11 protein-coding genes are annotated in these 13477 nt (G+C 30.5%); 10 read left to right on the top strand and 1 reads right to left on the bottom strand.

Features of this window, described 5'->3' with window-relative positions:
- Positions 1-65 precede the first annotated feature (65 nt).
- From WAO74_RS09255 to WAO74_RS09235, 5 genes are all read left to right on the top strand, one after another.
- Positions 66-1112: a hypothetical protein gene (locus WAO74_RS09255; RefSeq protein ID WP_422161473.1), complete on the top strand. Its 1047-nt coding sequence runs from the start codon at positions 66-68 to the stop codon at positions 1110-1112.
- Between the two features lie 28 nt (positions 1113-1140).
- Complete coding sequence (locus tag WAO74_RS09250; RefSeq protein WP_422161472.1) at positions 1141-2523, top strand: OmpP1/FadL family transporter; 1383 nt, start codon at positions 1141-1143, stop codon at positions 2521-2523.
- Between the two features lie 107 nt (positions 2524-2630).
- Positions 2631-3539 carry a NifU family protein gene (locus WAO74_RS09245; protein ID WP_422161470.1) on the top strand — a complete coding sequence of 303 codons (909 nt, stop codon included), beginning with the start codon at positions 2631-2633 and terminating at the stop codon, positions 3537-3539.
- Positions 3540-3609: 70 nt separating this feature from the next.
- Positions 3610-4341: a bifunctional demethylmenaquinone methyltransferase/2-methoxy-6-polyprenyl-1,4-benzoquinol methylase UbiE gene (gene ubiE / locus WAO74_RS09240; RefSeq protein WP_422161468.1), complete on the top strand. Its 732-nt coding sequence runs from the start codon at positions 3610-3612 to the stop codon at positions 4339-4341.
- A gap of 2 nt (positions 4342-4343) precedes the next feature.
- Positions 4344-5042, top strand: a complete 699-nt coding sequence (locus WAO74_RS09235) for a porin family protein (protein WP_422161467.1) — start codon at positions 4344-4346, stop codon at positions 5040-5042.
- A 73-nt stretch (positions 5043-5115) separates the two neighbouring features.
- Here WAO74_RS09235 and WAO74_RS09230 read toward each other — a convergent pair whose 3' ends face one another.
- A complete protein-coding gene (locus tag WAO74_RS09230) occupies positions 5116-5847 on the bottom strand; it encodes a TrmH family RNA methyltransferase (protein WP_422161465.1) in 732 nt (243 codons plus the stop codon).
- Between the two features lie 65 nt (positions 5848-5912).
- Between WAO74_RS09230 and WAO74_RS09225 the strand changes: the two genes are divergently transcribed.
- From WAO74_RS09225 to WAO74_RS09205, 5 genes are all read left to right on the top strand, one after another.
- Complete coding sequence (locus tag WAO74_RS09225; protein WP_422161463.1) at positions 5913-8402, top strand: BamA/TamA family outer membrane protein; 2490 nt, start codon at positions 5913-5915, stop codon at positions 8400-8402.
- A 96-nt stretch (positions 8403-8498) separates the two neighbouring features.
- Positions 8499-9566, top strand: coding sequence for a class II fructose-bisphosphate aldolase (gene fbaA / locus WAO74_RS09220; protein ID WP_422161461.1), 1068 nt, complete (start codon positions 8499-8501; stop codon positions 9564-9566).
- A gap of 186 nt (positions 9567-9752) precedes the next feature.
- Positions 9753-10610: an acetyl-CoA carboxylase, carboxyltransferase subunit beta gene (gene accD / locus WAO74_RS09215; RefSeq protein WP_422161460.1), complete on the top strand. Its 858-nt coding sequence runs from the start codon at positions 9753-9755 to the stop codon at positions 10608-10610.
- Between the two features lie 107 nt (positions 10611-10717).
- Positions 10718-10987: a 30S ribosomal protein S15 gene (rpsO, locus tag WAO74_RS09210; RefSeq protein WP_422161458.1), complete on the top strand. Its 270-nt coding sequence runs from the start codon at positions 10718-10720 to the stop codon at positions 10985-10987.
- 271 nt (positions 10988-11258) lie between these two features.
- Positions 11259-13477, top strand: a 2219-nt coding sequence (locus WAO74_RS09205; RefSeq protein ID WP_422161456.1) for a polyribonucleotide nucleotidyltransferase, incomplete at its 3' end; no start/stop codon positions are given.

Genomic DNA, 13477 nt, shown 5'->3' with positions numbered 1-13477 from the left:
AAATTAGTCTAATTTAGAGTTTTTCGCGCTAAATTCATCAATAAAAAACATCTAAATAAATACATATGAAACTAAATACTAAAAACTTAAAGCTCAGTCAACTTCTTTTATTTGTAACTGCTAATTTGTTATTGGTTTCTTGCGGAACTTATAATAGTGTTTATAATGATGATGGAATTTACGGAGATAAATCAAATGAAAATGAAGAAAAAAAAGTAATTGTTGTTAGTGATAAAGAGTATAGAGACTATGATAATAACTATTTTACGAAAGAGCTAGAGCGATTAAACACTTTAGAAAACAATGAAATTTTTACAGATGTAGAAACTTACAACTCTGATGATGAATATTTTGAAGACGATATAATTGATACTTTAAATTACAATTCTAGGCAACCTTGGGGTTTTGAAGATAACAATGTGGTGGTAAATGTTAATTTAATTAATGATCCTTTTTGGGGTGGAGGCTTTAACAATTGGGGTTGGGGTTTTAACAATGGCTGGGGCTTGAATAACGGTTGGGGTTTCAATACTGATTGGGGATTTTACAGTGGTTGGGGAAATCCTTTTTGGGGAAATCGCTTTTGGGGTTATAATCCTTATTGGCATCCTTATCATAATAATTGGGCGTGGAATGGAGGATTTTACAACCCATACTGGAGAAATAATAACTTTTGGAATAATAACTACAATAGGAATAATAGTTATGGCAGAAGAGTTACAAGCAATGCTAATGGTAGAAGAAATAATAGTGCAAATTCTAGACTTAGTTCTAATAACAGGTATAATTCTAACACAGGAAGGTCGTCCAATTCGATTACAAGAAATTCAAATATTTCTGGAACAAGAAATAGTTCAACAATAAGGAGTAGTTCTTCTTCAACTAGAAGAATTCCTACAAGAACAGGCACTAGTAATATTAGAAGATCATCGAGCACAAGAAGCAATGATGGAAACTACACCCCTTCAAGAAGGTCTAGTTCATCTAGTAGCAGTTCATCATCTAGGAGTTCTAGCTCAACTAGAAGTAGTAGTTCTAGTTCATCAAGCAGAAGCAGCAGTAGCTCTAGAGGTTCATCTTCATCTAGTTCTTCTAGAAGAGGAGGGAATTAAATTAACATTCTAAAGAAAATTTAAAAAAATGAAAAGATTTTTTATAATAGCGGCTCTGTTCGCGGCAACAGTTACGTCCTTTTCTCAATCTTTGGGCTATCAAGATTTAGGAATCTTATTTTCTCAAAGTGATAATAATGGATCTGCAAGATATACAGCAATGAGCGGTGCTTTTGGAGCTTTAGGTGGAGATATTTCTTCCATTAATGTAAATCCTGCTGGCCTGTCTGTTTTTAATAACAGCATGTTTTCTGGTTCTTTTAATTCTAGAAGTTCAGACATTAATACAAACTATTATGGAAACAGTATCACTACTCAAGATCAATTTATAAACCTATCTCAATTAGGTGCTGTTTTAGTTTTTGATAGTTCTTACAATACTGATTGGACAAAATTTGCCATTGGTTTAAACTACAGAATTACAAAAGATTTTAATGATGGTTTTTTAGCACAAGGAAATAGTGGTGTTGCAACTTTTACAGAGTATCCTTTAGACACAAACAACCCTGCATTGATTTACGATATCGCAGACGAACAGCGTTTTAACAATACTTTTAGGGGTGAAATTAGCGAGTTTAATGTTGCTTTTTCATCTGTTTATCAAAATAAATTACATTTAGGTTTAGGGTTTAATTTTTACGATTTAAATTTTAGTCAACAATCTACTTTAACAGAGTTTAATAGCGATGTAAATGGAAATGAATTGGATGCCTTTTTATATCAAGAAAATTTTACTACTGGTGCCGGTTTTTCTTTAAATGCGGGTTTTATATACAAAGCACATGAAAACTTTAGATTTGGTTTATCTTACCAAACACCAACTTGGTTTACAGAACTTATAGAAGATACCAATATTGTTAATAATGATGGCTTTTTTGGAGATACTGAAATTCTAGTTAGTAATGATAATTTAATTTATGATAATACTTCTGGAGGTTTTTTCCCTTCTCAATCATTAATATACAGACTTAAAACACCTAGTAAAATAACAGCAAGTGGCGCATTTATTTTTGGAAAAATGGGCTTAATAAGTATCGATTACTCGAATAAAAACTTTAAAAGAATAAAACTTTCTGGAGCAGATTTTTCTCAAGAAAACCAATCTTTTCAAGATAATTTTAGAAATACTCACAACTTTAACATTGGTACAGAATGGCGTTTTGATAGATTTAGCATAAGAGGTGGTTATGTTTTTGAGCAAAGTCCAGATATAGCAGCTTTAGATTCAGATAATATAAAAGGTTACTCTTTAGGTGGTGGTTATAACTTTGGCAATTTTAAGCTAGACTTTTCTTATAGTGATAATAGTAGAACAGCACCTTATAATTTTTATTCTGGCTTTAATGTAAATGCCGCAAATTTAACTTTAGACAACAGAATATTCACAGCAACTGTGACCTTAAATTTATAAATAAAAGCACTTTTTAAAATAAGACCTTGTATTTCTAAAAACATACAAGGTCTTTTTTATTGCAATTAAGTTTTTTGCCTTAATTTTGCAACTTATTATAAAAGATTATGAAAGAGACTAAAATTACAATTCAAGAAACTACAAACAACACCATTTTAAAATTTAATAGTAATCAAATTTTAATAAATGGAGGTAGTTACGAATACTCGAATATCGACGAAGCTAAAAATGCACCTTTAGCACAGCAATTATTTTACTTACCTTTTGTAAAGAAAATATTTATTACAGCCAATTTTATAGCAATTCAGCGTTTTGATATTGTAGAATGGATTGATGTTCAAGAGGAAGTTGCTGAACAAATTGAAGCGTATTTAAATGATGGAAATGAAGTTGTTGTAGAACAAACCTCGACCACAAAAAAAGAAGCTATAGAAGTTTATGCAGAGGTAACTCCAAACCCCTCTGTAATGAAATTTGGCACCAATAAATCTTTAACGCAAACAGATGTTGAGTTTAAAAATATTGATGAAGCTAGCAAATCATCACCTTTAGCCCAAGCCATTTTTACGTTCCCTTTTGTAAAAGAAGTATTTATTTCTGATAATTATATTTCTGTTACTAAATATGATATGGTGGAATGGAAGGAAGTTTTTGCAGAAGTTAGAACCTATATTCGTGAGTATTTAGTTTCTGGAAAAACCATTATTAAAGAACTTCCTGCAACACAACAAGCTACTTCAGAAAATAAAACAGAAGAACCAAAAATACAATTAGAAGGTATATCTGCACAAATTGTAGACATTTTAGATGAGTATATAAAACCAGCTGTAGCAGGTGATGGAGGTAATATTGCTTTTCGTTCTTATGATGAAAAAAACAAAATAGTTAGCGTAATTTTGCAAGGCGCTTGTAGTGGTTGTCCATCATCTACAGCAACTTTAAAAAACGGAATTGAAACCTTGTTAAAAGAAATGTTACCAAATCAAATTAATGAAGTTGTAGCTATAAATGGTTAGAATTTTGAAGTTTGAAGAAAAATAAAATTTAGCTTTCAGTATTTTGCTTAAAGCCTGAAGAAAAATTAAAATGTCAGCAGAAAAAATAAATCCATATAAAGATTCTAAACTAGGTAAAAAAGAACAAGTCACACAAATGTTTGACAATATTTCTGAAAATTACGATGGTTTAAACAGAGTTATTTCTTTAGGTATAGATGTAAAGTGGCGCAAAAAAGTAGTCGAAATTGTTGGTAAAAACAATCCAAAACAAATTTTAGATATTGCTACTGGAACTGGAGATTTAGCTTTAATGATGGCTTCTCTAAACCCAGATAGAATTATTGGTTTAGATATTTCTGCAGGAATGTTAGAAGTTGGAAAGCAGAAAATTGCAAAACAAAAACTATCAGAAAAAATAGAAATGATTGTTGGAGATTCTGAAGATATGCCTTTTGAAGAAAGCACTTTCGATGCTATTACAGTTTCTTTTGGGGTGCGTAATTTTGCCAATTTAAACAAAGGTTTAAAAGAAATTGCAAGAGTTTTAAAACCAACAGGAGTTCTAGTTATTTTAGAAACTTCTAACCCAACAAAATTTCCTTTTAAACAAGGCTATAAAATGTATACAAATTTGTTTTTACCTGTGGTGGGTAAATTGTTTTCTAAAGACAAAGTCGCTTATTCGTATTTATCTGAATCTGCAAATTCTTTTCCTTTTGGAGAAACATTCAACAATATTTTACAAAAAAATGGGTTTAAACATACAGAGCACATACCTGTAACTTTTGGAGTTGCCACAATTTATATAGCTAGAAAATAAGTATGAATAAAAAAGTTATTCTTTTAGGTTTTTTTCTAATAACTTCTGCAGTGTTTTTTGCACAAAGAGAACGTTTAGAAAACCTACCCACTTTCGATAAAAGAAGATTGCACTATGGTTTTTATTTGGGCATGAATCAAAATGATTTTAAACTAAATTTAAAAAACAGTGCTATTTTAAATGCAGATATTTCTATAGAGCCAACTTTTGGTTTTAATGTGGGTTTAATTGCTGAGTTGCGTTTACACAAAAACCTAAGTTTGCGTTTAGAACCAGGTTTGGTAAGTAATTCTAAGAATATTTATTTTAATCATTTGCCTTTAAGACGAGATAGTGTTCGAGAAATTGGCTCAACCTATTTACACTTTCCAGTCCTTTTTAAATTTAGCACAGACAGGTATAGAAATGTTCGTCCTTATTTATTAGCAGGCGTTTCTTACGATTATAACTTTTCTAGTAATGAAGCGAATCAAGATGATAATTCTGCTGGACAATTTAGAATGCAAACCCATAATTTTATGTACGAAGTTGGTGTAGGTATTGATATTTATTTATCATTCTTTAAATTTTCCCCATCAATTCGTGGAGTTTTCGCTATTAATAATGAAATTAAATACGATGACAATCCTAATAGCCAATGGACAGCTCCAGTAAATTTTATGGGAACTCGTGGAATTTTCTTGAATTTTGCTTTTGAGTAGAAATAGTCACAAAGTTTTAAAGTAACAAAGTTGCAAAGTAGAAATAGTTTTACAAGAAACTATTAACCAAAAACTAAAAACTTCTTCTAAACTCACTCAATAAAATTGCTGTTGCAGTTGCTACATTTAAGCTTTCTATTTCTTGATTTTCTCCAAACCTAGGAATTGATATTTTATTTTTTACTAACTTTTTTATTTCATCAGTTACACCATTTGCTTCATTTCCCATTATTAGAATAGCTTCTTTTGGTAGCTTAGATTTGTAAACATTTTCTCCATCCATATCTGCAATAAAAGTTGGTAAATTGGTTTCCTCTAAATAGCTTTTTAAATCTATATATTTCACAGAAACTCTAGTTAAAGAACCCATGCTTGCTTGCACTACTTTTGGGTTGTAACAATCTACAGTATCTTTAGAACAAACGAGTTGGGTAACTCCAAACCAATCGCATAAACGAATTATGGTTCCTAAATTTCCTGGATCGTTTATGGCATCTAAAACAATAGTTAAACCTGTTTTTTGAAGTGGTTTTTCATCAGGAATTTTAAATAATCCTAAAACTTTATTAGGTGCTTTTAAATTGCTTACTTTTTGTAAATCCTTTTCTGAAATGGTAATAATTTTATCCGTAGAAAAATTGCTTTCAAAATCTTCTGTGGCAAAAATAGTATCAACCTCAAAAGAAGAATTTAAAATTTCATTTACAACCTTAACGCCCTCCACTAAAAATAAAGAATGTTTTTGTCTATACTTTTTTTGAGATAAACTTGTTATAGTTTTTAATTGATTTTTAGAGATATTCATTAATAGATTATAGAATTATACCGTTGAAAAATACTATTTTTGATTTTCTTTGCAGTGCTAAAATAATGAAAAAACTTTCTTTATATTTTTTGATTTTATTATTTCTTGCTTCATGTAACTCCACAGAGCATGTTATAGAAGGAGAGCACATGCTTAAAAAAAATATTTTTTTTATAGATAGTACAAAAACCAAAGCCACAGATTTACAAAAATATATTTTACAGAAACCAAATGCTACAATACTTGGTTTACCTGTAGGTTTGTATTTTCATAATTTAGGAAATCACGATAAACCAAAAACACCCACAGAATGGGCTCAAAAAAACCCTCGTTCTTATGATTTTGTAAAAAAGATTTTCTCAGAAAAACAAAGTATTGCGTATGCAAATTCTTTTATAAACTTAAATCAATGGTTTTTAGATTATGATCAGCCAGAAATAGTAAGTGTTAGTAAAGTAAAGAAGACCGAAGATAATTTAGCTGCATATTACAAAACGCAAGGATATTTTAAGTCGACTGTAAAATCTGAAATTATTAGAGATTCTATAGAAAAAAAAGCGACTATAATATATAACATCATAAAAGGAAAACCAACTATTTTAGATACCATAAATTTTAAAATAGAATCGCCAGTTTTAGATTCTATATATAAAAATTCAGGCCTAGAAAGTTTGTTAAAAAAAGGAAATCAATACAAAGATCAAACCTTTAGAAACGAAGCTAGTAATGTTGTAAAACTCTTTAGAAATAACGGAATATATCACTTTACAGACTCTTCTTTAGGCTTTTATGTAGATTCTACTCGAACAGATTTTAAAACCAATGTAGATTTTTTAATGTCTGCAAATAGATTAGAAGAAGTAGATGGTAATTATATAGAAAAGCCTTACAAAGTTCATAAAATTAAAGAGGTAAATGTAATTACAGATTACACTTTTATAAAAAAATCAGATTCCATTCAAAGTTCTGTTTCTTTTAACGGAATTAATTTTATGGCTTATGATAAACTAAGGTACAATCCAAAATATTTATCTCAATCTATATTTTTAAGACCTAATACTATTTATAAAGACACTCTTCGAAATTTAACTAGAACTAATTTAAAATCTCTAAAAAACTTTAAAACCGCCAATATAAAATTTACACCTGTTTATGATGATAGTGAAGAGCTCATCATGGATATTTATCTTTCTCCACTTGAAAAATACACTTTAGGTTTCGAATCGGAATTAACCCATTCTAACATTAGAAATTTGGGTGTTTCTGGTAAATTTTCTATTACAAATAGAAACGCTTTTAGAGGTGCAGAACTACTAAAATTATCTTTTTTAGGCTCATGGTTTAATTCAAATACTGGTCCTGGTTGGGAAATTGGTACAGATGCATCTTTAGAAGTGCCAAGGTTCCTAGCACCTTTTAGTTTAAGTAAATTAGTACCCAAAGAAATGTCTCCAAGAACACTGTTTTCTATTGGTTCTAGTTTTCAAAAAAATATTGGTTTAGATAGGCAAACTTTTACATTTCTAACAGATTACAAATGGCAGTATAATCCGAAAAAAACAATTCAACTAGAAATTTTTAACACACAATACATTCAAAATTTAAATGTAGATAGTTTTTTTAATATTTATAATTCTGAATATCAAAATTTAAACGAAGTAGCTCAAGCATTTTATAGCGATCCTAATAGAGTTTTAAATTTACCTGAAGAAGCCATTTCTTTTATGGGTTTAATAGCTGATAATAATCGAAATAATAATTTCCAAAATACAAATCCAGAACTATACAACACCAATTTAAATATTTTAAATCGATACAATATTATTACCTCCGATTTTTTAATTCCTATTCTTGCATATACATTTACCTACAACAATCAAAGCGATTTTAAAGACACTAGTTTTTCGTTTTTTAAAATACGAGTTGCCAATTCTGGAAATATTTTTAGCCTGTTTTCTAAAGACATAAATCAAAATGGCAAAAAAACTTTTTTAAATATACCATTAGCTCAATATTTTAAAACAGATATCGAATATAAAAAGTTTTGGGATGTTGGTTACAACTCAGTATTTGCATTTAGAGCTTTTCTAGGGTCTATTATTGCTTATGACAATTCAGATATACCATTTACCAAAAGTTACTTTGCAGGAGGTTCAAATGATATTAGAGCTTGGCAAACTTATGAGTTGGGTCCAGGAAGCAGAAATACTGGTTTAGAATTTAATGTGGGTAGTTTAAAGTTTTTAACCAGTGCAGAATATAGATTTAACGTCATTGGCAAATTAAAAGGTGCACTTTTTGTTGATGCAGGAAATATTTGGGACATTTCAGGATCTAGTTTTATAGAAGATGATGCTAAATTTAAGGGATTATCATCCATAGAGGAAATAGCTATTGGTTCTGGTTTTGGAGCTAGAATAGATTTTAACTTTCTAATTTTACGTTTAGATGTTGGTTTTAAAACTTACGAACCCTATTTAAGTGGAAATAGGTGGTTTAGAAATTACAACTTTAATAATGCAGTTTACAATATTGGTATCAACTATCCTTTTTAAAAAGGTAACGTTTTCGTTATTTTATCGATATTCTTTAATGTAAAACCTACTAATTTTTATTATTTTTGACAAATAACATCAATTAAAAAACGTAACATGAGTCACAATATCAAACCTGGTGTAGCAACAGGAAAAGAAGTTCAAGAAATTTTTAACTACGCAAAAGAAAAAGGATTTGCATTACCAGCTGTTAATGTTGTAGGTTCTAACACAATTAATGGTGTTTTAGAAGCTGCCAAAGAATTAAATGCACCAGTAATCATTCAATTTTCTAATGGTGGTGCACAATTTCAAGCAGGTAAAGGATTATCTAACGAAGGGCAAAAAGCAGCAATTGCTGGTGGTATTGCTGGAGCAAAACATATTCACGCTTTAGCAGAAGCTTATGGTGTAACAGTAATTTTACACACAGACCACTGTGCAAAAAAATTATTACCATGGATAGATGGTTTACTAGACGCATCAGAAAAACATTTCGAAGAAACAGGAAAACCATTGTATAGTTCTCATATGATAGATTTATCTGAAGAACCAATTGAAGAAAATATAGAAATTTGCAAAGAATACCTTGCTAGAATGAGCAAAATGGGTATGACTTTAGAAATCGAATTAGGAATTACAGGTGGTGAAGAAGATGGTGTAGATAATTCTGATGTAGATTCTTCAAAACTATACACACAACCAGAAGAAGTTGCATATGCTTACGAAGAGTTACTAAAAGTTTCTCCTCAATTTACAATAGCTGCCGCTTTTGGAAATGTACATGGAGTTTACAAACCAGGAAACGTAAAATTAACACCTAAAATTTTAAAAAATTCACAAGAATTTATTACTAAAAAATATGGTGTAGAAAAAAATCATATCGATTTTGTATTTCATGGAGGTTCTGGTTCTACAGTTGAAGAAATTAGAGAAGCTATTGGTTATGGTGTAATTAAAATGAATATTGATACTGATTTACAATTTGCTTTTACAGAAGGAATTAGAGATTATATGCAAGGTAAAGCAGCCTATCTAGCTACTCAAATTGGAAATCCAGAGGGAGGAGATAAACCTAACAAAAAATACTACGATCCAAGAGGTTGGTTGCGTTTAGGAGAAGAGACTTTTAAAACACGTTTAAAACAGGCTTTTGCAGATTTAAACAATGTAGATACTTTATAAAATATAAGTTTCTTAATAAATTTAAGCATTTTGAAGATTTCTCAAAATGCTTTTTTTATGCAAATCACTCAGAAATAATCATTTAAAGAAATCTTGATAGTTCGCAAAAACACTTATATTTGTACACTTGCTTTGTGATGAAAAAGAACAAATGAAGGGTAAAAAGAAGAACTAAAATAAACTTATATGGCTTGGTTTAAAAGAACTGATAAAGGAATTCAAACACCTACAGAAGATAAAAAAGACACTCCAAAAGGTCTTTGGTATAAAACTCCTAGTGGAAAAATCATAGATACTGAAGAGCTAAAAAAGAATCTTTATGTGAGTCCAGAAGATGGTTATCATGTTAGAATTGGTAGTAAAGAGTATTTCGAATTATTTTTTGATGATAATAAATTTGTAGAATTAAATGAAAAACTAACCTCTAAAGATCCTTTAAAATTCGAAGACACTAAAAAATATCCAGACAGGTTAAAAGAAGCACAAGAAAAAACAAAGTTAAAAGATGCTGTTAGAACTGCAGTTGGCAAATCTTTAGGAAAAGATTTAGTTATTGCAGCCATGGATTTTAAATTTATTGGAGGTTCTATGGGTTCTGTGGTTGGTGAAAAAATTGCTAGAGCAATTAACTATTCTATAGAAAATAAAATTCCATTTTTAATGATTTCAAAATCTGGAGGAGCAAGAATGATGGAAGCATCGCTTTCTTTAATGCAATTGGTAAAAACATCAGCAAAGTTGGCACAATTAGCAGATGCAAAAATTCCATACATATCTTTATGTACAGATCCAACAACTGGTGGCACAACAGCTTCTTATGCTATGTTAGGTGATATTAATATTGCAGAACCAAATGCATTAATTGCTTTTGCAGGTCCAAGAGTTGTAAAAGACACAACTGGTAAAGAATTGCCAGAAGGTTTTCAAAAATCTGAATTTGTATTGGAACATGGATTTTTAGATGCGATTTACGAACGTAAAGAATTAAAAAAACAAGTAAACTTGTATATCGATTTAATTCAGAATATACCTGTTAGAGCCTAAAGAAAAAGGTTTAATTTTCAGTTAGTTATTCAAAAAAATAAAACTATATTTGCAAACTCAATGAAAACATCATTGAGCTACATAAAAATCATTTAAATAATATTGGCATGTACCTAACAAAAGAAGTAAAAGAAGGCATCTTCGAAAAACACGGTAAAGGAAAAAACGATACTGGAACAGCAGAAGGTCAAATTGCGTTATTTACGCACAGAATTAACCATTTAACTGGACACTTAAAAAACAATCGTAAAGATTATAATACAGAGCGTTCTTTAGTAATGATGGTTGGTAAACGTAGAAGTTTATTAGATTATTTGAAGAAAAAAGATATTACAAGATATCGTGAAATAATTCAAGAATTAGGAATTAGAAAATAATTCCAATAAAAAAGAGGCTCTATAAACGTGCCTCTTTTTTATTAAAAATTGTTTCTGCAGTTTATTTCAAATTAAAAAATAAGTCATTTCTGAGACTTCCCTGAACTAGATTCAGTAAAACAGAAAACTAAAAGTTCTTTAAAGAATAACAGACTTTAAAGAAATAAAAAAATCAAAAGAACTAACTAGCTTTTGAATTTCCATTGGAAAAACACACAACAACTACAGCACAACAACAAAAAATTAGTAATTAAAAATTTAGAATTCATTTATGATTCCAAAAGTATTTAGACAGGTCATAGACCTTGGAGATGGAAGAACCATCTCATTAGAAACTGGTAAGCTTGCCAAACAAGCTCATGGTTCAGTTGTTGTTCAATCAGGAAATTGTATGTTATTATGTACAGTAGTTTCAAATTATCATCAGGCAGATGTAGATTTTTTACCATTAACTGTAGATTATAGAGAGAAATTTGCTGCTGCAGGACGTTATCCTGGAGGTTTCTTTAAAAGAGAAGCAAGACCAAGTGATGGCGAAGTATTAACAATGCGTTTAGTAGACCGTGTTTTACGTCCATTATTTCCAAAAGATTACCATGCAGAAACACAAGTTATGATTCAAATGATGTCTCATGATGATGATGTAATGCCAGATGCAATGGCTGGTTTGGCTGCTTCTGCTGCTATTCAATTATCAGATGTACCATTCGAAACGCCAATTTCTGAAGTAAGAGTTGGTAGAGTAAATGGCGAATTCATCATCAACCCAACAAGAGCTCAATTGTTAGAAGCAGATATTGATATGATGATTGGTGCTTCTGCAGATTCTGTAATGATGGTAGAAGGTGAAATGGATGAGTGTTCTGAAGAAGAAATGGCTGAAGCAATTAAATTTGCACACGAAGCTATTAAAGTACAATGTGCTGCACAAGTTGCATTAGCAGAAGCTTTTGGTAAAAAAGAAACTAGAGAATATACTACAGAAGCTAATGATGATGAATTGGCTGCTAAAATTCATGATTTAGTATATGATAAAACATATGCTATTGCAAAAGCAGGCTCTGCAAAACATGAAAGAAGTGCTGCATTTAGCGAAATAAAAGAAGAAGTTTTCAATTCTTTCTCTGAAGAAGAGCAAAAAGAATTAGGAAAATTAATTCATAAATACGTTGCAAAAGCACAAAAAATTGCAATTAGAGATTTAACTTTAAATGAAGGTTTACGTTTAGATGGACGTAAAACTACAGATATTAGACCAATTTGGTGTGAAGTAGATTATTTACCATCTACACATGGTTCATCGATTTTTACAAGAGGAGAAACACAAGCATTAGCAACAGTTACTTTAGGAACCTCAAGAGAAGCAAATCAAATAGATATGCCATCTCATGAAGGTGAAGAAACTTTCTATTTACATTATAACTTCCCTCCTTTTTCAACAGGTGAAGCTCGTCCTTTAAGAGGAACTTCTAGACGTGAAGTTGGTCATGGAAACTTAGCACAAAGAGCATTAAAAGGAATGATTCCTAAAGATTGTCCTTACACAGTTAGAGTTGTATCAGAAGTTTTAGAATCGAATGGTTCTTCTTCTATGGCAACTGTTTGTTCTGGAACAATGGCTCTTATGGATGCTGGTATTCAATTAAAAAAACCTGTCTCTGGTATTGCAATGGGTTTAATTTCTCAAGGTGATAAATATGCTGTTTTATCTGATATTTTAGGTGATGAAGATCATTTAGGAGATATGGATTTTAAAGTTACTGGTACTGCTGATGGTATTACTGCTTGTCAAATGGACATTAAAGTAAAAGGTTTATCATACGAGATTTTAGTGAGTGCATTAAAACAAGCACGTGAAGGTAGATTACATATTTTAGGAAAAATAACTGATACAATTGCTGTACCAAATGCAGATGTAAAAGCACATGCTCCAAAAATGGTTACCAAAACTATTCCAAATGAATTTATTGGTGCTTTAATTGGACCTGGTGGAAAAGTAATTCAAGAATTACAAAAAGAAACTGGTTGTACTATCGTTATTAACGAAGATCCAATTACGACAGAAGGAATTGTTGAAATTTTAGGTACAAACCCAGATGGTATTGAAGCCGTTTTAGCTAAAATAGATTCTTTATTATTTAAACCAGCGGTTGGAAGTGCTTATGAGGTGAAAGTAATAAAAATGTTAGATTTTGGTGCTGTTGTAGAATATACAGATGCTCCTGGTAATGAAGTTTTATTGCACATTTCTGAATTAGCTTGGGAACGTACAGACAATGTTACTGATGTTGTAAATATGGGAGATGTTTTCGATGTGAAATATTTTGGAAAAGATCCTAGAACTCGTAAAGAAAAAGTTTCTAGAAAAGCACTTTTGCCAAAACCTGAAGGATTTGTAGAAAGACCTCCAAGAGATGACAATAGAAGCGGTGGACGTGATAATCGCGGAAGAGATAGTCGTGGTGGAGATAGAGATAGAAAACCAAGACC

Source organism: Polaribacter sp. (assembly GCF_049276715.1).
GTDB lineage: Bacteria > Bacteroidota > Bacteroidia > Flavobacteriales > Flavobacteriaceae > Polaribacter.
Note: the sequence above shows the minus strand (reverse complement) of the source record. Positions and strands in the feature narration are given on the sequence as shown.